This is a genomic window from Pseudomonas sp. ADAK13, from assembly GCF_012935715.1.
Classification (GTDB): Bacteria; Pseudomonadota; Gammaproteobacteria; order Pseudomonadales; family Pseudomonadaceae; genus Aquipseudomonas.
Map to the genome: position 1 here is coordinate 4,079,179 of NZ_CP052860.1, position 19,909 is coordinate 4,099,087.

The window sequence follows — 19,909 nt, forward strand, 5'->3', positions numbered from 1 at the left end:
GGGCTATTAGATCCCGATGTTACCCAGGGTCACCACAATATTGCGCAAGGTCCCGGCAATCCCCGGGTGGTCCAACTCAAAGCGTTCCACCGCCAGGTTCACACCGTCGGCGATACTCGGATCCTGAATGGCGCCTTCCAACGGCTCCTGAACTTCCAGTTCAGCAATCAGTGTTTGCAGCTCTTCGCGCTTTTCGAGTGGCATTTCTGGATTCTGATCCAATTGCTCGCGCAAAATTTTGACCTGTTCTTGCAGTTGTTCGCGGGCAGGCATGGCGTTCTTCCTTTTATCGATAGGCACTGGCATAGACCGCGGCACGCCGTGAAAGGTCTACGGGCTGACCTGTAGATTAATCCACTGGCGCCGACTGTGCATGATCTCGATCAGGGCTTCTCGCCCTTGAGCTGGCGCAGGCTGATGTCTGCCAGGCAGGTGGGCAGTTCGCCGAGGTGGTCAATCACCGAATGCACGCCCAGGCCATAGAGCGCGACAGTGGCCTTGGCGCGCTTCTGTTCGCGCTCCTTCTCGGTGAGTGCCTGCCAGTGCGCCGGCGAAAGCCCGCACAGCGAGCCGCAGGAAGCCAGGCCGATGGTCCACAGGCCGGCGTTGAGCCCTGATTGCAGCAGGCGCGGCTCGCCACTGACCAGGACGCAGCCTTCCAGGCGTTCGATATTCAGTTCCATCAATGCCTGCCAGCACGCATGGGGCGCGGGCCAGCGGGTGGAGGAGGGCTGAGTGGCCTTGACCCAGCGGGGCAGCCCGGCGGCCAGGGGCGTGGAAACCGCCACGGGGAGTTCGTCCAGCCAGGCGCACGGGACGCGCTGTTCTTCGAGGCTGCGCAGGATCTTCAGCGCGCCGACAGTGGCGTGTGTGTCGGTTGAGGGGGCGGAGTCGGCACGGGCCTGGGAACCAAAGTCCACCAGGCAGCCACTCAGCCCGAACAGTACGGCCGTCAAGGACGGGGCGCTGGCAACAACAACTTCGGCGTGGGGCATTTCGACGTCCCTGAAATAGCAGTCACGCTAGCGGACGCCGATGACAAGCAGGTTACATCGGTTCTATTTGTAGGAATTTTGTGCATTTACCGGAATGACATTTCTGCAAGGCTGCCTAATCTGACACTTCCGTCATATACTGACGGCCACATTCAGGGCATAGCGCCCATGACAGACCATTCAAGGAGTTCAAGCTATGCGCTGGAGCCAATGTCTAGCTCAGCTATCCGTATGTGCCAGCGTATTGCTGGTTCCTTTCGCGGCCCAGGCGGCCTCGGAAGATGATCCATGGGAAAGCGTCAACCGCCCGATCTTCACCTTCAACGACACCGTTGACACCTACGCCCTCAAGCCGTTGGCTCAAGGCTATCAGTTCGTGACCCCGCAATTTGTGCAGGACGGCGTCCACAACTTCTTCCGCAACATCGGCGACGTCGGCAACTTTGCCAACGACGTGTTGCAACTCAAGCCGCACGCTGCTGGCGTCGACACTGCCCGCTTGCTGGTGAACACCACGTTCGGCGTGCTGGGCTTCATTGATGTCGGCACCAAAATGGGGCTGCAACGCAATGACGAAGATTTCGGCCAGACCCTCGGCCACTGGGGCGTTGGCAGCGGTCCTTACGTGATGCTGCCGCTGCTGGGCCCAAGCACCCTGCGTGATGCGCCGTCCAAGTACGTGGACAGCTACACCCAGCCCTACCGTTACATGAACGATATCGGCTGGCGCAACAGCACCTTCGGCCTGAATATCGTCGACACCCGTGCCAGCCTGCTGTCCTCCGAGAAGCTGATCAGCGGCGACAAATACACCTTTATCCGTAACGCCTACTTGCAGAATCGCGAGTTCAAGGTCAAGGATGGCAAGGTTGTAGACGACTTTTAAGCCTCGGGCTTAAATGAAAAAGGCGGCCCTCGGGTCGCCTTTTTCGTGGGCGGGATTCGAGGTTTATCCGTGGGTTACGTCCTTACTTTAAGTCGCGGTTTTATACGTTCTTATAACTACCGGTGATTTGCGATGTAAAGACGCCCGGCGACCATCGGCATGAGCTTGAAACCCCTGGCGGATGGGAGTACCGTCTGCGCCTTAGAAGGGCACCTCTGCTTTACCTTTGTGCATGGGCAATATCCCGGCACTTTGTAGGACAGAGAGGCTAGAAAGCGAATCCAGTAGTAAGCCCGGCCATTGTCGAGCTGCCTACGCCAACCTAATTCTGGCGCCGTTTGCCCACATGCAAAAAACCAGTGCCACGCTGCTGATAATCGATGACGACGAAGTAGTGCGCGCGAGTCTCGCGGCCTATTTGGAAGACAGTGGCTTCAGCGTCCTGCAGGCCAGCAACGGCCTCCAGGGTCTCCAGGTGTTCGAGCGCGACAAGCCCGACCTGGTTATCTGCGACCTGCGCATGCCTCAGGTCGGCGGTCTTGAGCTGATCCGCCAGGTGACCGACATTGCCCCGCAGACGCCGGTGATCGTCGTGTCCGGTGCCGGCGTGATGAACGATGCCGTCGAGGCGTTGCGCCTGGGCGCCGCCGACTACCTGATCAAGCCCCTGGAAGACCTGGCCGTGCTGGAGCACTCGGTGCGCCGCGCCCTGGATCGTGCACGGTTGCTGCTGGAAAACCAGCGTTACCGTGAAAAGCTCGAAACCGCCAACCGCGAACTCGAAGCCAGCCTGAACCTGCTCCAGGAAGACCAGAACGCCGGTCGCCAGGTGCAGATGAACATGTTGCCGGTGAGCCCGTGGAGCATCGACGAATTCAAGTTTGCCCACCAGATCATCCCGTCGTTGTACCTGTCGGGTGATTTTGTCGACTACTTCCGCGTTGACGAGCGGCGTGTCGCGTTCTACCTGGCCGACGTTTCCGGCCACGGCGCCTCCTCGGCATTCGTCACCGTGTTGTTGAAGTTCATGACCACACGGCTGTTGTTCGAATCCAAGCGCAATGGCACCTTGCCGGAGTTCACCCCTTCGCAAGTGCTGGGCCACATCAACCGGGGCCTGATCAGCTGCAAGCTGGGCAAGCACGTGACGATGGTCGGCGGCGTGATTGATGAAGAAACGGGTCTTTTGACCTACAGCATTGGCGGTCACCTGCCATTGCCGGTTTTATACACTCCAGACAGTGTGCGCTACCTGGAAGGGCGTGGTTTGCCTGTGGGCTTGTTCAATGAAGCCACCTACGAAGACCACATCCTGGAACTGCCGCCGACGTTCAGCCTGACGCTGATGTCTGACGGTATCCTGGACCTTTTGCCAGAGCCTACACTCAAAGAGAAAGAAGCCGCCTTACCCCAACGGGTCAGGTCGGCGGGCGGCAGCCTGGATGGCCTGCGGCAGGTTTTTGGATTGGCCACGCTAGGGGAGATGCCGGATGATATCGCCCTATTGGTGTTGAGCAGGAATCTTTGATGAGTACCGGAAGAATCCAGTTCGCCGAGCAAGACGGGACTTTTGTCCTTAAGTTTGTCGGTGAAGTGCGCCTGACCTTGTGTTCGGCGCTGGATGCGACGATTGAGCGGATTTTCACAGCCTTGAATTTCTCGGCGATCGTGATCGATCTGACCGAAACCCGCAGCATCGATAGCACCACCCTTGGGCTGTTGGCCAAGTTGTCCATTCTGTCTCGGCAGAAGGTCGGACTGCTGCCGACCGTCGTCACCACCCACGAAGACATCACCCGTCTGTTGCAGTCCATGGGCTTCGATCAGGTGTTCAACATCGTTGACCGCCCGATCCCGTGCCCGGAATGCCTGACCGACCTGCCGTCCCAGGACCAGTCCGAGGAAGTGGTACGGGTCAAGGTGCTGGAAGCCCACAAGATCCTGATGGGCTTGAACGACTCCAACCGCGAGGCGTTCCACGACCTGGTGAATGCGCTGGAACGGCATTGAGTTTATAGCTGCCTCTTTTAAAAAAGAGCCAGGCACGAAAAAGGGCGGTACCCGCGAGGGTACCGCCCTTTTTGCCGTCGCCCGTTTTTAGAGCTTGGCGGTCAACAGCGCTTCGAGTTTTTCCTGGTCGCGGGCGAACTGACGAATACCCTCGGCCAGTTTCTCGGTGGCCATCGCATCTTCGTTGGATTCCCAACGGAACTGCGCTTCGGTCAAGTGCACACGAGCTTCGCCCGCGTGGCCCGGCGCCAGCTTGCGCTCCAGTTTGCCGTTGTCGGCGGCCAGTTTTTCCAGCAAGTCCGGGCTGATGGTCAGGCGGTCGCAACCGGCCAGCTCCTCGATCTGGCTCAGGTTACGGAAGCTCGCACCCATCACCACGGTCTTGTAGCCATTGGCCTTGTAGTAGTTGTAGATGCGCGTCACCGACTGCACGCCCGGATCATCGGAACCGGTGTAGTCGTTGCCGTTGGCCTTCTTGTACCAGTCGTAGATACGGCCCACGAACGGCGAAATCAGGAACACGCCGGCTTCAGCGCAAGCCACGGCCTGGGCGAAGGAGAACAGCAGGGTCAGGTTGGTCTGGATGCCTTCCTTCTCCAGTTGCTCGGCAGCGCGGATGCCTTCCCAGGTGGAAGCGATCTTGATCAGCACACGGTCGCGGCCAATGCCGGCCTTGTCGTACAGGTCGATCAGACGGTGCGCGCGCTTGAGTACGGCGTCGGTGTCGAACGACAGGCGGGCATCCACCTCAGTGGAAATGCGGCCGGGCACCACTTTGAGGATTTCCTGGCCGACGGCCACCGCGAAACGGTCGCTGGCCAGGCCTACGTCACCGTTGCAGTCGGCAACAGCCTCGTCCAGCAGCTTGGCGTAGCCTGGGATCGACGCGGCCTTGAGCAGCAGGGAAGGGTTGGTAGTGGCGTCTTGCGGCTTGAGCTTGGCGAGGGTAGAAAAATCGCCGGTATCGGCTACTACAGTGGTGAATTGCTTGAGTTGTTCCAGCTTGGAAGTCATGGGCGTGCTCTGTCCTGTGGGTCTGATGACATTACCCGAGCGCTGACAGCCGCTCAAGGGCGCAAATGCATTCGATCGTTTGCGAGGGCAACAACCTGAAAACAGCCGTTTGAATCACCGGCTACTGCTGGATAGGAGGCCAAAACAGCCGGCAGGTTCAACCCAACTGCCCGATGACCACCCCGCTAAACTGTGGGAGCTGGCTTGCCTGCGATGAGGCCCTCAAAACTACACCAATCTCCCTGACACACCCCCACCCAAAATGTGGGAGATTCTATGGTTGAGGGGCAACCCTCAACCAACCTTTGGTTGGTATTCGCTTTGTCCTTTCAGCAATGCAAATACCACTCGAGCAAGCTTACGGGCCAGCATTACCAGTACCTGAGTGGTGCTATAACCCCGCGCCCGTTGTGCTTGATAAAACTCCTTCCATGCAGCCGTTCGGCTGGCCGCCATTGCTGCGTTGTGCAAAAGACGACGCGCTTCTGAGTCGCCACGCTTGCTCAAGCTGCGACGATTATCTTTCTGTCCTGACTTAGAAACGCGTAAATCCATACCCAAGAAAGCGATAAACGCGTCCGCGTTTCTAAAATCACCGCGTTGGAAGCTGGTAACCAAACGGGCCCCAGTCAAAAAGCCGATACCTTCAACTTTCAGGCAACGCTTTAGTTGATCCGATAGTCCAGCTTCTTTCAGCCGATCAGCGATCATCTTTTCAATCAGGCTTTCTAGCTTTTGCATCGACTTCATTTGCTCGGCAAAAGAGGCCTTCAGCAACGGCTCATTCGCCCAACTTTGAGTCAGGCTGACGCGTGCCTGAACCAGCGCCGCCCGGCGACGAAAAAGACTCAAAAGCTGGCGATACAGGGGAGATGGCGGCGTCCAGGGCGAAGTTCATCGGCTTCGTTTTTTAGATAGCGAGCAAGCAACTTGGCATCCTGGGCGTCGGTCTTAGCCCGGATATTCACACCTTTACGATAATGGCTGAGCTCATAACCGCCCACCATGTAGATCACGCAACCAGCTTCATAGGCCAGGTCAGCGAACTCCAGGTGATATATGTTGGTCGCTTCAATCGCAACGGACACAGCGCCCGGCAGGGCTTTCAGCCATTTTTTAATGGCGGTTTTGTTGTTGGGGATCACTTCCAACAGGTCGAGCTCGGCGTGGTAAATCACCAGCTCATTTTTAGCAACATCGACGCCAATGATCGGCTTTGAGACAGGAACTGGCATTGCCATGGGACTTCCTCCGGGCTATGGTTTTGAGCACTTGAAGGGCTCACCCAGAGGCGCAGGCTTGTTCCTATCGTCGGTCATAGCCAGATGCATTCTTTATCGGCGCTTGGGTGAAAGGAGGAGGGGCGAAATCTCCCACGGTCTGTACTGCGCCAACAGTCAGAATCGGGCTTTGTCCCTCCTCCTCCCTTCAAGTCCTAGCATACAAGCGGGCTTGCTCGCGAAAGCGTCCTGTCAGCCGCCAGATAAACCCACTGACACCCAACTCACCGCCCCTCCAACAACTCCCCCGCCTTATCCAGCAACGCCAGCGGATCACTGGCCTTATGAATATCCACCGACAACAACTGCCGAAACTTCCGAGCCCCCGGAAAACCCGTCCCCAGTCCCAGAACATGGCGCGTGATGTGATGCATCGAGCCACCTGTCGCCAGATGCTCGGCTATATAAGGACGCAACTGCGCCAACGCCTCGGCGCGCGTGATCACCGGCGCAGTGCTGCCAAACAGCTGTTGATCCACCTCGGCCAGTAAATACGGATTGTGATAAGCCTCACGGCCCAGCATCACACCGTCGAACGTCTGCAGATGCTCCTGGCACTGCTCAAGGGTCTTGATCCCGCCGTTGAGAATGATCTCAAGCTCCGGGAAATCCTGCTTCAACTGCGCCGCCACGTCGTAGCGCAATGGCGGAATGTCCCGATTCTCCTTCGGTGACAGACCTTCCAGAATGGCGATTCGCGCATGCACGGTGAAACTGGTGCAGCCCGCGTTTTTCACCTGGCCGACGAAGTCGCATAGCTCGGCGTAACTGTCCCGGCCATTGATACCGATGCGGTGCTTTACCGTCACCGGGATCGACACCGCGTCCTGCATGGCCTTTACGCAATCCGCCACCAACGCAGGGTGTGCCATCAGGATCGCGCCGATCATGTTGTTTTGCACCCGGTCGCTGGGGCAGCCGACATTGAGGTTCACCTCGTCGTAGCCGGCGTCCTGGGCCATGCGGGCACAGGCGGCCAGGTCGGCAGGAACGCTACCGCCCAACTGCAAGGCAAGCGGGTGCTCGGCCTCGTTGTGGCGCAGGAAGCGTTCGTGGTCGCCGTGGAGGATTGCGCCGGTGGTCACCATCTCGGTGTAGAGGAGGGCGTTTTTGGACAGTAGGCGCAGGAAGAAGCGGCAGTGTCTGTCCGTCCAATCCATCATCGGCGCAACGGAGAAGCGGCGGGAGAGGGGAGCTTTTTGTAGGGGCATGGGGAATCTGAGTCAGCGAGGCGAATGGTGTGCAGTTTATCAGGGAAGCATTGCGGGTGTCGGGGAGGTGTGTGATGCGCTCCTGACCACGTTGGACGTAACGTTAACGCGTGTGAAATATGCAAAGGATCAGAAGCTGGCCATTGCGCCAGATATCGGGGTCTGACCCCGATATCCCGAGCTTGAGGGAGAGTGGAAATTTTTATGAAAAGTGGTCATGGTTAAAAAGACTATATTAGAAACTGAGACGATTTTTTTGATTCTTGGGGAGGGGAAATGGAACTGAATAATCGTGAGGTTTCAATAATAATTTGGACCGTGTTGGCTATTACTGCTATGTGTCTTAAGAGGGATGTTAGGAGTAATTTACTTGAAGTTTTTAAAGCTTTTTTTAATCGTCATTTTTTAAGTTTTTTTTCGCTGGCTTCTCTATGGATGGCTGTCTGTGTTTACGGTCTGTATCGAGTTGAATTGTGGGAGTATGCAAATCTCAAAACTACCATTGTATGGGGGGTGACGTTTTCCTTCAGCTCAATGTTTAGCTTGTCTAAGATTAGATCCGACAGGTCTTTTTTTAGTGGGCTTGTTAGCGGAGCAGTAAAGCCGACGGCTATCGTGGTGTTCGTTACTAGTCTCTATTCTTTTTCTTTGTGGGTGGAGGTTTTTCTCGTTCCGCTTGTTTTATTTCTGAGTTTGCTTGGCGCGGTTTCCTCCCGTGAAGAAAAAAATGCAATACTTACAAAGTTTTTAGAACGTTTGGTTGTCGTGATAGGTGTCGCATATTTAACTAATGCGGCTTTTGAAATGGTCAATGATTTTAATTCTTTTGCAAGTGCGTCAAATTTTAAGGATTTCTTTGGTCCGGTAATTCTCACCTTTATGTTTTTTCCTTTTCTTTATTTGTTTGGGCTATACGGTGCGTACGATATCGCATTTGCTCAAATAGGATTGAGGTTGAAGGATGAGAAGACAGCGGCTTACGCCAAACGGACTGCATTGCTGTTGTTTAGAACAGATGTCGAGTTGATGCAGCAGTGGCTATTAGAACTGTATAACTGGTCCGCATCAGGCCCCGCGGAGATCAAAGCTTCAATTGTTTCTATGAAATACCGAAGAATCAGAGAAAAAAAACCTTTGCCGGTAGCTAGCGCTGATGGCTGGGGCCCTCGAGAAGCTCGAAAATTTTTGTATGGTTTTCGGTTGGAGATTGATACGTATAGACCTGCATATGGGTACGAGAATTGGTTCGGAAGCTCAAAGTATGTTGAGGTAGGTGCTAACTTTCGCTCTTCCAATATTTCCTATTATATAAGAGGTGGGGAGGGTGTCGTAAGGCACGTGAAGCTCGTGCTTAACGTGAATTCGGAAGAGGATATAGCAATTGCTGAAGATAGCTTTAGAGAGATTGCTGAAAGTTTGCTTAGGGTGGTGTTTGACTGTGTGCCGGGTTCTTTGGAAGCACCATTGAATGAGGCTGGGAATATGAGATGTGTTGTTGAGGGGCGTGGAGTGCAGTTCAGTAAGGAAATGTATGTGCGCGGAGCGCCTGGATGTTACACAAGATCTATTGGGATTTACAATGATGATGCCTTTTGTGATGAGGCGGATTGAGTTCGATTTGGTTAAAGTCGGACTCTGTAGGTTAGGCTGCTTTTCCCATAAGCATCCTTCGCTCAGTTGTAGCTTTTTCGCGTTGTCGATCAATGTAATCTGCTAGGTCTCTTATGTAAATTCAAAGTGCCGCTTTCTGGCCATCTGCGCCAAGACGAAAAATTGGTATATCAATTTCGCCATCCAAACATTTCCGCTTGAATTTTTCGCCTGTAAGGCTCATGTGGTCATTGCAAATAATGTCGAGATATGGTGGTCACGCCCCGATATGCGTTTTATTCGGGCGGGCGTCGATTAAAGCAAGTTAGATGACCGACGGGGCGTCTAACTTGAATGCATAATTAGGCAGCTGGCGCGACCCGTTTTCCATGAAGGGTTATTTGGACGTGAGGTGCCCCTTCTACTGTGCCGGATAGTGAAACGGTTCCACCTTCATAATCGATATTGCCGTTGGCATTTAAAATGTAGTTGTCAACACCTGCGACATTTGTATTGCCCGCACGCCACATGCTGACCTTAAACTGTCCAGTAAAAGATCCTGAGGTGGTCGGTACTTGTCCTTGATAAAGATAGTTGGGGTCTCCTCCATTAACGGAACCGTCTTTGATTACTACGAGACCGTCTCCGTGATCTGGGCGGTTAGATCTAAAAGCTACTGAAAAAATACCGTTAGACATTTTCATAATTCCTAGATTAATGGCGTTTTTATGCTAGCTCCCTGCTAGGAATTAGCAATTTATTAGGAAGGTTACATACGTGGAAATGTTACTTAATGTGTGTCCTGAGAAAAAAGTGGTCCGAAATTCTCAGGGAAATTTCCCACACTTTTCTCAGCTTGCCCCTCAGACCTCGCATCGCTAACCTCCTCAAACCGCTGGAAACCCAGCGGCCGGATGTGGAAGTCCGTACCAGCTAAGACGCAATCGCCTATAAACACCTACCGGCGTTTTTTTACGCCTGTATCATGTGTTATGGCGGCTGTGCGCGGGGCACTTCGGTGCGCCGGGTCCTTAGCCCTGGTCTTCCACACCTGCGTACAGCTGCCACCCTCATGTGGAAGTGAGATTGGCAGTTCCTGAATAGTTAAGGAGCTTCGCCATGTTCAAAGTCACGCCGAATCCGCCTCTCGCCTCAAATGCTGCCCCCACTGATGCCAAGCTTCAAACGGCGGCCCAGCGCGCTATCCATCATTACTTGCCGTCATCTGATGACGACGCATCCGCCGAGCAACCAAGCAGCAATCTATTCCTCGTCAGCCCCGACATAGACACCGAAACCCTCCTAGCCAACGCCGCCGAAAACCTGGAGTCCGCCAACCAAATGGCTGCAACTCTGGCTTTCGACCTCGATGAACCCCATCGCGCCATCGTCCTGGGCATCCAGCAGCTAATCGACCTGAGTGCTCTACTCGTTGACCGAGCCCTGGAGCAAGTCGCGCCTGCATCCAGTGCCGTCACAGCCTGACGCCTAACCCTGCCGCCTTACCCCAAGGCGGCAACCTGAACCCATCCTGTCACCCAGCAAAGTTTCATAATTCCCTGCGCTTTTGAGGTTTACGATCCTCTTCAAGAGAGGACCTCCGTGCCTCCATCCCACAGGGAACTGAAAAATGATCTCCAACCTCGTCAAAGTCGTGATGGTTGCCGGCGCGTTGCTGTTGAGCGCTTGTTCGACGGGTTCGTCGGACGTGAGCAGCGACCCTTGTTTCACTGGTGGATGCCAGGCCTTTGGTGACCACAGCCCCAGCAAAGCCACCAAGATGAATTTTGGGGGCAATGCGCTTGGGAGCAGTTACGGGGAGTATGGTTCGGGGTTGATGCATGATGACTGATTGAGCGGGTGGGGCGGTCATTTACTCATTGACTGACCCACCGCTTTCGCGAGCAAGCCCGCTCCCACATTGGATCGTGGGTGGGCTTTGGAGGTGTGCCGTTAGTGCCCGCCCTTCATACGCCGTGCGATCAGGTAAATACCCAACCCAACCAGCGCCGTAGCCGCGCCAATATAGCCCGTGCTGGTCCACCCATACCCCGCTGTAATCGCCATCCCACCCAACCACGGCCCCAGCGCATTCGCCAGGTTGAACGCCGCGTGGTTGGACGCCGCCGCCAGGCTCGGTGCCTCATGCGCAATGTCCATCAAGCGGATTTGCAGCGGCGCGGCCATGGCGATCATCGTGCCGACCAGGCCGATGCCCAGCAGTACGCCCCACAGCGAACTCGCGGCGAAGGTGAAGAAAATCAGCACGGCCATCGACCACACCATAATCCAGCCCACGGCGCGAAATTGCAGGCGATCAAACAGCTTGCCGCCGGCGATGTTGCCGATGATGCCGCCTACGCCAAACGCGGCCAGACCGAATGGAATCCACTGCGGCGAGACTTTGGTCACTTCGAGCATGGTCGGCGCCAGGTAGCTGAACACGCAGAACATCCCGGCAAAACCAATAGCGCCAATGGACAGCGCCATCCACACCTGGGGTTTGGTGAAAGCGCGCAGTTCTTTGCGCGGGTCGCTGCGGGGTTCGTCGTGGCGATCCGGTACGAATTGCCAGACCAGCGCGATGGTGCACACGGCGATGGCGCTGACCAGCGCGAACGCCGAGCGCCAGCCCAGGTGTTGGCCGAGGAAGGTGGCGATGGGGTTGCCGAGCAGCATGGCCAGGGTCAGGCCCATCATCACGCGGGCCACGGCGCCGGCGCGTTTGTCGTTGGGCACCATGCTGGAGGCGACCACGGCGGCAATACCGAAGTAGGCGCCATGGGGCAGCCCGCTGATGAAGCGGAAGGCCACCAGCGAACCGAAAGTCGGGGTGAAGGCGGTGGCGAGGTTGCCCAGGGCATACAGGCCCATCAGCAACAGCAGCATGTGTTTGCGCAGCAGTTTGGCGCCGAGGATGGCCAGCAGCGGGGCGCCGACCATCACGCCCAACGCGTAGGCGCTGATGGCGTGGCCGACCTGGGGTTCACTCAAGTTCAAATTGTGGGCGATGTCGGGCATCAGGCCCATGATGGCGAATTCGCCGGTGCCGATCGCGAAGGCGCCCACGGCCATGGCAGCTTCCATTTTGGCGGCGCTGCGCGCGGGCAGCACGTGCCCGGGTGTTTGCTGGATAGTCATGGGTAACTCTGTTTGGATGAAGTGCACGAAGGACAGTCGCCGATGCTACGCAAGCAGCGGCGAAGGTGTCTAGAACAGCCTTTTGCCGCAGAGTTCAGTTTCATCAAACGGCCTGTGACGCCACGTCGCGCCTGTCAGGCTTGACACTGTCGCGTTAAAACCCGCGATTTAGAGCTGTCAATTGGCCAAACAGCGCATATCGGCGGTTTGCCGTGATATTCTGCGCGCCGTCTTGGTCTAGTCTTTCTCCGGTGCGTACACCCGTATACGTCCCGGCGGTTGGCTGTCGCCCAGGTAGCTGAAGCCAATAATGATAAGAAGTCAGCGCAGAAGGGACATAAAAGTGAGGTCGATACGTCGGCCTTGTGTGCCCACCCTGCGGTCCCCGAATGAATGTGCAAACCCCGCGGTGCGTTGCCTGGCGCAGCGTGATTGAGGGTTGCCCATGATCAGGGGCAGTGGGGCGGATGGCGTTCTATCATAGGTGCTACTGATGTTTAAAAAAGTAAACACTGCCCTGCTGGGGCTGGCTTTGTCGATGGGGATCACCTCCGTTCACGCGGAAGAGGCAAAGAAAGTCGATGTGCTGCTGATCGGCGGCGGCATCATGAGTGCGACCCTGGGTGTGTGGCTCAACGAGCTCCAACCGGACTGGTCGATGGAGATGGTCGAGCGCCTGGATGGCGTGGCCGAAGAAAGCTCCAACGGCTGGAACAACGCCGGTACCGGTCACTCGGCCCTGGCTGAGCTGAACTACACCCCGGAAGACAAGAACGGCAACGTTGAAATCCCGAAAGCGGTCGAGATCAACGAAGCGTTCCAGATCTCCCGTCAGTTCTGGTCCTGGCAGGTTCAGCAGGGCGTCCTGAAGAACCCGCGTTCGTTCATCAACTCCACACCGCACATGAGCTTTGTGTGGGGCGATGACAACATCAAGTTCCTGAAGAAGCGTTATGAAGCGCTGCAGGCGAGCCCGCTGTTTGCCGGCATGCAGTACTCCGAAGACCCGGTGCAGATCAAGAAATGGGTCCCGCTGATGATGGAAGGGCGTGACCCGAACCAGAAAATCGCGGCCACCTGGACCCCAATCGGTACCGACGTGAACTTCGGCGAGATCACCCGCCAGTTCGTCGCTCACCTGCAAACTACGCCGAAGTTCGACCTGAAACTGTCGAGCGAAGTGCAGGACATCACCAAGAACGCCGATGGCACCTGGCGTGTCAGCTACAAAAACCTGAAAGACGGCACCAAGACTGAAACCGACGCCAAGTTCGTGTTCATCGGCGCCGGCGGCGGTGCACTGCACCTGCTGCAGAAGTCGGGCATTCCTGAAGCCAAGGAATACGCCGGTTTCCCTGTGGGCGGTTCGTTCCTCGTGACCGATAACCCAACGATTGCCGAGCAGCACCTGGCCAAGGCCTACGGTAAAGCTTCGGTTGGCGCACCGCCGATGTCGGTTCCGCACCTGGACACCCGCGTGCTGGATGGCAAGCGCGTGATTCTGTTTGGCCCATTCGCCACCTTCTCGACCAAGTTCCTGAAAGAAGGCTCGTACCTGGACCTGCTGACCAGCACCACCACCCACAACATCTGGCCAATGACCAAAGTCGGTATCCGCGAATACCCACTGGTCGAGTACCTCGCCGGCCAACTGATGCTGTCGGATGACGACCGCTTCAAGGCACTGCAAGAGTACTTCCCGAACGCCAAGAAAGAAGACTGGCGCCTGTGGCAAGCCGGTCAGCGCGTGCAGATCATCAAGCGTGACGAAGAACAGGGCGGCGTCCTGAAACTCGGTACCGAAGTGGTCAGCTCCGCCGACAACACCATTGCAGGCCTGTTGGGTGCATCGCCAGGCGCGTCCACCGCGGCTCCGATCATGCTGACCGTGCTGCAGAAAGTGTTCAAGGAACAGGTTGCGTCCCCGGCCTGGCAGGAAAAGCTGCACCAGATCGTGCCGAGCTACGGCACCAAGCTGAACGACAGCCCTGAAGCTGTGGCTAAAGAATGGGCCTACACCGCCAACATTCTGCAGCTGACGCCTCCACCAGCGATTCCGCAGCTGACTGCGCCTAAAGCCACCGAGGCTGCCAAGCCTGCGGCTGAGCCAAGCAAGCCCGCTTCTGACATCGCACTGTAAGACGTGGGTGAGGTCCTGACTCAGGACCCCGCCGATGTGAAAAGCCCGCTGAACCGGTAACGGTCAGCGGGCTTTTTGTTGGCTGCGGATCAAGCGTCTTCAGTCCGGTTCACGTCCAGGTAGGGCTGGATATCCACGGCATCAATCAACTCGTCGGGCAAGTAACGCCTGGCGTACTCAAGGTAGATGCCCGAGCGCAGGAACAGGTCGAAAATCTCCGGGTCGATGTGTTGGTCTTTTTTCATGCCCACCATGATCTTGATCGCCTCGGATAGCGTCTTGCCCTTTTTGTAGGGCCGGTCGGCGGCGGTCAATGCCTCGAAGATGTCCGCGATCCCCATCATGCGTGCCGGCCAGCTCATTTGCTCGCGGGTGAGGCGTTTCGGGTAGCCGTTGCCGTCCATTTTTTCGTGGTGACCGCCGGCTATTTCCGGGACGTCCTGGAGGTGGCGCGGGAACGGCAGTTTTTCCAGCATGCTGATGGTCTGGATGATGTGTTCGTTGATCTTGTAGCGCTCTTCTTCGGTCAGGGTGCCGCGGCCGATACACAGGTTGTAAAGCTCCCCGCGGTTGTAGAGGTGTTCCGGGACCTTGACCTTGAAGCCGTAGGGATTGTCGTCACCCAGGGTGTCGCGGCTGCTGCGCGGGAACAAGTGGTCGGGACGGTCTGCCAGCAAGGGCTCCATCACGGGAAGCGCTGCCTCGGCCGAGCGTTGTTTGCGGGCAGTTTCATCGTTGGAAATGCCGATACGATCCGACAGTGTCCGCCGCCACGTGCAGGTGGCCAGTTTCTGCATGCGTTCGACGCGGTCCGGCGCCATGAACTCTCCGCCGATATTGGATTGGGCAACAAAGGCGAAATCGTCATCCAGTTGCGCGAGTTTTTCAGTCAGTTCGGTGTGCAGTGTTTCGGCTGCGCCGCCGGCAGCGATGCCCTTCCAGTAATCGAGTTCGGCGTCGCGCTTGAGCACCTCGAAGCGCATCCGCACTTCATGGATGCGGTCGTACAGCGTTTCAAGTTTGGTGGCTTTATCCACCACGTATTCGGGCGTGGTGACTTTGCCGCAGTCGTGCAGCCACGCCGCGATATGCAACGCCTCCCATTGCTCTTCATTGAGTGCGAAATCCTTGAGTGGCCCGTCTTTTTCATTGCAGGCCGCGTGCGCAAGCATCTTGGTCAGCTCGGGTACGCGCTGGCAGTGGCCGCCGGTGTAGGGACTCTTGGCATCGATCGCGCCGGCAATCAGTTGGATAAACGACTCGAGTAAAGTCTTCTGCTCGTCGATCAGGTGTTGGGTGTTAAGGGCAATGGCGGCGGTGCTCGACAGTGCTTCGACGAAGGCCATGAGCGAGGGCGTCAGTCGGCGTTCGTTCTCGTCTACCAGCAACACGAGGACGCCCAGTAACAGGCCACTCCGGTCCTTCAGCGGTAAAGCCCAAAGCGTCAGTGACGTCTGGATATCCCCCAGAAAACCAAAGTGAGCCTGCAGTTGTTCGCGGCTTAACCGCTCAGGCTTCGCCTGTGGCGTATTGAGCGCCTGTACCAGTGGGTGGCTCGGGTTATCGGCCAGTTCAATCGGCTTATCCTCGGCTGTTTCCTGTAACTCATTGCCCCAACGCACTCGCGCCACTTTCAAGTGGCTGGCATTGGCATCAGCCAGATAGATCAGGCCGCCTTTAGCCCCGGTGGTCCCTTGCATTTCCATCAACAAACGCGCCAGCAGGTTCTGGAAGTTAGTCTCGCTGGACAGCACTCTCGAGAGCTCCAGAAAGTGCTGAATGGTGGATTTCATACTGTCCATGGCGTGCGCCAGGTCGATGACTTCGGCGATGTTCGATTTAACCGGGGTGGAGGCGTCGAAGTTGAATTGTTCTATCTGTGTGGCTTGGCGGGTCAACGCCGCCAACGGCCGGGATGCCGCCCGGGACATTGCCAGGGCCACAAGGATGCTCACGGCCAGAAATGCCAGGGAGATGAACAAGCCGTGATTGCGAGTGGCAATGGCACTGGCCATCAGCTCCCGATACGGCGTGGTCATCCATAATGAAAGGTTTTGCGTACCCGCCAACGGCAGTTCAACACGCATGCCTTGCCATTCGCCATCGGCGGTACTGAGGCTCAATTGGTCGCTGCGCTGTGCGGTGGCCGCTGCCACAAATTGTCGAGTCACTGGCAGGCTCAACTCATCAAGATGCGCCAGGCGATTTTCACCCTTCCCGGTGGCGATCAGCCGCGAGCCTTTTTCAGAACTGATCACCTCGTTTTTCGTATTGAGTAGGGTCAGGTGTGAACCCGGGGTTATTTTGGTCGACAGCAACAGTTGGTCGATCGAGTGCAGGCTGATGTCGATGCCAGCCACCCCGGCACCATTTTGCGTAGGCTGAGCAAAACTGACGCCCACCTCCTCGGTTCCAAAAAACGGGTAGGGCGGTGTGACATATAAGTTTCCTGCGGATTTCGCGCCTGTGTACCAGCTGCGTGTACGGGGATCGAACTGAGTGGTGGGGTCGGGCCGGCGCTCCATGACAGACAGTTCGGCATTCAGATAAAGGTACTCGCCGACGGGTCTGCCACCCTGTGCCTGTATGTTCTGCAGGGTCCAGGCGGTACCCGGTGGCGGCGCTAGCGTGGGGTCCTGTGTCGGGTTTTCATTCCCGCGGAACAACATGAAAAAGTCGCCATTGCCATACCCCATGTAAACACCCCGGACCGCCGGCTGCGCCTTCAGCATCGTCACCAGAAACGGGAGGCTGTCGAGGCGTGCATCCAGTGTGGTGGCGCTCATCAGCCGCTGCTGTGACAGCAGGCCAACGGTGAGTTCGGCGGGCCCATACAGGCTTTGCAGCTCTTTGAGGGTGAGTTGCCCGGCGATCTCAAAGCGCGAGCGCGCTTCATCGGCCATGAACCGCTTGGTCTGGAGGAATTGATAGCTGAGGTTGATCAGTGCAAAGAGCAGCAGCAACCCGACGAACAGGTAGGAAATATGCACGTAAAGGGGGACGCGACGAGATGGCATTTTGCAGCAACCCTTCGAAATTGCTCGTCGTGTGACTATAGGTCGTATTTGCGGGGCCAGGAGTGCGTGGAGGCCCGCCGAACCGAGAACGGTCGGCGGCCTTTTTTCCAGGGTTTAGCGTTTGGGCGTTTCCACGGGCGGCAACTCGACCTCCCGCTCTGCTGCCGCCAAGGCCGCTTTCAGCCCCTCTTTATCCAGCGCAACACAGTACGCAGGCTTGGCGCGTTCAAACCGCCAGCTTTCATCCAGCCCGCCGGCGTCCACCGCGTCGAAGCCAAACTCGTCCAGCAACGCGATCACTTGCGCCTTGGCGACCGGATCATCCGCCGCCACCGGGAGCGCACGCCGGTCGGGTGCGCCGCGGCTGCGGGCATCCTGGGTCAACTCTGGCGCACGGATGGCGTTGAACGCCTTCACCACTGTCGACTGCGACAGGTGCTCGGCCACCAGCCGGCTGGTGGTGGTTTCAAAACGGTCGAGCACAGGAATGCGGCCATCGCGATCCGGGTAGTAGTTGTTGGCATCCATCACGATTTTGCCTTCCAGCCACTGCGCCGGCACGCTGGGGTAATGCTCGAACGGAATGGCCAGCAGCACCAGTTCGCCAAATTCAGCCGCTTCCTGCGCCGTGCCCACTTGAACGCCACGAATGCCGCTCACCACGCTGCTCATCGTCTGGGGGCCACGGGAGTTGCTCAACATCACTTCATGCCCGGCTGCCAATGCCAATTGCGCAACGGCACGTCCGATAAAGCCTGCTCCGATGATGCCAATGTTCATGTTGGTGCTCCTGGATTGAGAGAGTGGTTATGATGATTGGCTACTGGATGAGGATAAATGGCCGTTCTGGGCTTGGTGTTGTTACTGGGAGTGGTGAATGATGGACCGCCTTTCAAGCATGAGTGCCTTTGTGATGGCTGCCGAGCTGGGTTCTTACGCCCGTGCGGCGGAGCGCTTGAGCATGTCGCCGCAGATGGTGGCCAAGCATGTGATGGCCCTGGAGCAGCGGCTGGGTGCCCGCTTGCTCAACCGCACCACCCGTCGGCAAAGCCTGACGGAGCTGGGAAGCGCGTACTACGAGCGCTGCAAACACATCCTCACAGAGGCAGAGGCGGCGGACTCCCTTGCCCAGATCATGCATGACACGCCGCGGGGCACGCTCAAGATCAGCGCCCCGGTGACCTTTGGCTCCTACAGCCTGATGCCACTGGTGACCGGGTTTTTACGGGACAACCCCGAGGTGGAAATCGACCTGCACCTGACCGACCGGTTTGTCGATCTGGTGGAGGAGGGCTACGAAGTGGCGTTCCGCATCGGCCCTCTGGCGAGCAGCAGCCTCACCGCACGGCCGCTGCAGCCCTACCGCCTGGTGGTCTGCGCGGCACCGAAATACCTGGCCGAGCGCGGCACGCCCCTGATTCCCGCAGACCTTGAACACCACGAATGCCTGGGATACGCCTACTGGTCGCGCCCGGTCGATCGCGAATGGTCGTTCTACCAGGGCGCCGTCTTGCACAAGGCGCAGGTCACCAGCCGCCTGCACGTGAATGAGAGTCGGGCCTTGATGACTGCAGCGCTGGATGGTTTTGGCATTGTGCTGGGGCCTGAGGATTTTTTACGCTCGGCCCTGAAACGCGGCGAACTGGTGCGCGTGCTGCCGGAATTTGAAGCGCCAAGCCGACAGATGCATTTGCTTTACACCGCGAACCGCCAGCGCACCGCCAAGCTGCGGCAATTCGTCGAGGCGGTACTGCTGCGTTTCGGCCCGCCCTAGACGCTGAAGCCGGTTTTGACCTGCTCATACACATGCAGCGCCAACAGGTTGCTGCTGTCGCAAAGGAGGTACAGGTTATGCACCGGCAATGGCGGCAATTCAACCCCCGCTATCTCCCGCGTCAATCCCTTGCCCATCCGGCTTTCTTCTACCAACCCCACCGCCATGCCACTGCGGATGCACGCTTCAACGGCGGGTGAGCTGGCGCTTTCCAACAGCACGCGATAGTAAGTGCCGTGCTCCTTCAGCGCCCGAATCGCCGCGGCGCGATAAGGGCAGCCGGTCAGTTGCACGGCAATCGGCAGAGGCGCCTGCGGTGGATAGCTGAAGTGTTCGGCGGCGACCCACAACGGCTGGATCTCTCCCAGGCGCTCGCCTTGTTCCAACGGCTGGGCGCTGACAACCAGGGCCAGATCCAGCTGCTGGCTGCCGAACAAGGTCAACAGTTCGCCGCTAGAGCGTGCTTCCACCTCCAATTCCAGCAGTGGGTTGTCGGCGACCAGGCGGGGCAGGAAGTCCTGCATGAAATCCGGCGCGTACGAGTCAGGCAGACCCAGGCGGATTTTGCCCTGCATGCGTTGCGGCGTGAGGGATGCCAGCAAGCGGTCATGGCTCTTGAGGAATTCGGTGGTTTCACCCAGGAGTTTCTTGCCGTACATGGTCAGCTCAACCCCTTGGTTGCTGCGGTTGAACAGGCGTTGGCCGACCTGGTCTTCGAGTTTTTGAATCTGGGTGGTCACGGTCGAGGCACTGCGGTGCACGTGGTTGGCGGCTTCGTTGAATCGCTGGAAGCGGGCCACCGCGTGGAAGGTGCGCAACAGGTCGATGTTCAGTTGCTTGCTAATAATTCC

17 protein-coding genes and 2 pseudogenes are annotated in these 19,909 nt (G+C 57.4%); 8 read left to right on the forward strand and 11 right to left on the reverse strand.

All coding sequences use genetic code 11. The features are described from left to right. Positions 1-6 precede the first annotated feature (6 nt). Both HKK54_RS18815 and HKK54_RS18820 read right to left on the reverse strand, forming a co-directional pair. Positions 7-273 (reverse strand): DUF4404 family protein, encoded by a 267-nt coding sequence (locus HKK54_RS18815; protein WP_003218929.1) that lies wholly within the window; start codon positions 271-273, stop codon positions 7-9. A 110-nt stretch (positions 274-383) separates the two neighbouring features. Beyond that, positions 384-995: an HAD family phosphatase gene (locus HKK54_RS18820; protein ID WP_169387445.1), complete on the reverse strand. Its 612-nt coding sequence runs from the start codon at positions 993-995 to the stop codon at positions 384-386. Between the two features lie 196 nt (positions 996-1,191). On the opposite strand from HKK54_RS18820, the gene HKK54_RS18825 reads away from it, so the two are divergent. From HKK54_RS18825 to rssC, 3 genes are all read left to right on the forward strand, one after another. Then, entirely contained in the window at positions 1,192-1,881 is a 690-nt protein-coding gene (locus HKK54_RS18825; RefSeq protein ID WP_029616133.1) for an MlaA family lipoprotein, read from the forward strand. Positions 1,882-2,227: 346 nt separating this feature from the next. After that, complete coding sequence (gene rssB, locus HKK54_RS18830) at positions 2,228-3,409, forward strand: two-component system response regulator RssB (RefSeq protein ID WP_003218921.1); 1,182 nt, start codon at positions 2,228-2,230, stop codon at positions 3,407-3,409. Further along, positions 3,409-3,891, forward strand: a complete 483-nt coding sequence (gene rssC / locus HKK54_RS18835; RefSeq protein ID WP_003218919.1) for an anti-sigma factor antagonist RssC — start codon at positions 3,409-3,411, stop codon at positions 3,889-3,891. The genes rssB and rssC overlap by 1 nt, the downstream gene beginning before the upstream one ends. Positions 3,892-3,978: 87 nt before the next feature. On the opposite strand, the gene tal is transcribed toward rssC, so the two are convergent. The 3 genes and pseudogenes from tal to dusA all read right to left on the reverse strand — a co-directional run bounded on the left by tal (position 3,979) and on the right by dusA (position 7,396). Beyond that, entirely contained in the window at positions 3,979-4,905 is a 927-nt protein-coding gene (gene tal, locus HKK54_RS18840) for a transaldolase (RefSeq protein WP_010176330.1), read from the reverse strand. A 294-nt stretch (positions 4,906-5,199) separates the two neighbouring features. Next, a pseudogene (locus HKK54_RS18845) lies at positions 5,200-6,146 on the reverse strand (IS110 family transposase). Between the two features lie 263 nt (positions 6,147-6,409). Then, complete coding sequence (gene dusA / locus HKK54_RS18850; RefSeq protein ID WP_169387446.1) at positions 6,410-7,396, reverse strand: tRNA dihydrouridine(20/20a) synthase DusA; 987 nt, start codon at positions 7,394-7,396, stop codon at positions 6,410-6,412. A gap of 276 nt (positions 7,397-7,672) precedes the next feature. Here dusA and HKK54_RS18855 point away from each other — a divergent pair, with 276 nt between their 5' ends. Continuing rightward, positions 7,673-9,007: a hypothetical protein gene (locus tag HKK54_RS18855; protein ID WP_169387447.1), complete on the forward strand. Its 1,335-nt coding sequence runs from the start codon at positions 7,673-7,675 to the stop codon at positions 9,005-9,007. A gap of 31 nt (positions 9,008-9,038) precedes the next feature. Here the strand turns inward: HKK54_RS18855 and HKK54_RS18860 are convergent. Then, positions 9,039-9,248 (reverse strand): annotated as a pseudogene (locus HKK54_RS18860) (pyocin activator PrtN family protein). Positions 9,249-9,348: 100 nt separating this feature from the next. Beyond that, the gene (locus tag HKK54_RS18865) at positions 9,349-9,684 is read right to left on the reverse strand and encodes a GrlR family regulatory protein (RefSeq protein WP_169387448.1); all 336 of its coding nucleotides are present in this window, start codon (positions 9,682-9,684) and stop codon (positions 9,349-9,351) included. A gap of 421 nt (positions 9,685-10,105) precedes the next feature. On the opposite strand from HKK54_RS18865, the gene HKK54_RS18870 reads away from it, so the two are divergent. Together HKK54_RS18870 and HKK54_RS18875 are read left to right on the forward strand one after the other, a co-directional pair. Further along, positions 10,106-10,471, forward strand: a complete 366-nt coding sequence (locus HKK54_RS18870) for a DUF6124 family protein (protein WP_169387449.1) — start codon at positions 10,106-10,108, stop codon at positions 10,469-10,471. Positions 10,472-10,616: 145 nt separating this feature from the next. Then, the gene (locus HKK54_RS18875) at positions 10,617-10,838 is read left to right on the forward strand and encodes a hypothetical protein (RefSeq protein ID WP_169387450.1); all 222 of its coding nucleotides are present in this window, start codon (positions 10,617-10,619) and stop codon (positions 10,836-10,838) included. A 101-nt stretch (positions 10,839-10,939) separates the two neighbouring features. Here HKK54_RS18875 and HKK54_RS18880 read toward each other — a convergent pair whose 3' ends face one another. Continuing rightward, entirely contained in the window at positions 10,940-12,127 is a 1,188-nt protein-coding gene (locus HKK54_RS18880) for an MFS transporter (protein ID WP_169387451.1), read from the reverse strand. A 493-nt stretch (positions 12,128-12,620) separates the two neighbouring features. On the opposite strand from HKK54_RS18880, the gene mqo reads away from it, so the two are divergent. After that, positions 12,621-14,267: a malate dehydrogenase (quinone) gene (gene mqo, locus HKK54_RS18885; RefSeq protein ID WP_169387452.1), complete on the forward strand. Its 1,647-nt coding sequence runs from the start codon at positions 12,621-12,623 to the stop codon at positions 14,265-14,267. Positions 14,268-14,356: 89 nt separating this feature from the next. On the opposite strand, the gene HKK54_RS18890 is transcribed toward mqo, so the two are convergent. Next, on the reverse strand, positions 14,357-17,284 hold the full coding sequence (locus tag HKK54_RS18890) for an HD domain-containing phosphohydrolase (protein WP_169387453.1): 2,928 nt from the start codon (positions 17,282-17,284) through the stop codon (positions 14,357-14,359). Between the two features lie 114 nt (positions 17,285-17,398). Then, positions 17,399-18,064 carry an NADPH-dependent F420 reductase gene (locus HKK54_RS18895; RefSeq protein ID WP_169387454.1) on the reverse strand — a complete coding sequence of 222 codons (666 nt, stop codon included), beginning with the start codon at positions 18,062-18,064 and terminating at the stop codon, positions 17,399-17,401. Positions 18,065-18,161: 97 nt separating this feature from the next. On the opposite strand from HKK54_RS18895, the gene HKK54_RS18900 reads away from it, so the two are divergent. After that, positions 18,162-19,058 (forward strand): LysR family transcriptional regulator, encoded by an 897-nt coding sequence (locus HKK54_RS18900; RefSeq protein ID WP_169387455.1) that lies wholly within the window; start codon positions 18,162-18,164, stop codon positions 19,056-19,058. Here HKK54_RS18900 and HKK54_RS18905 read toward each other — a convergent pair. Beyond that, positions 19,055-19,903: a LysR substrate-binding domain-containing protein gene (locus HKK54_RS18905; RefSeq protein WP_169389305.1), complete on the reverse strand. Its 849-nt coding sequence runs from the start codon at positions 19,901-19,903 to the stop codon at positions 19,055-19,057. The two genes, HKK54_RS18900 and HKK54_RS18905, sit on opposite strands and share 4 nt — an antisense overlap. Between the last annotated feature and the right edge of the window lie 6 nt (positions 19,904-19,909).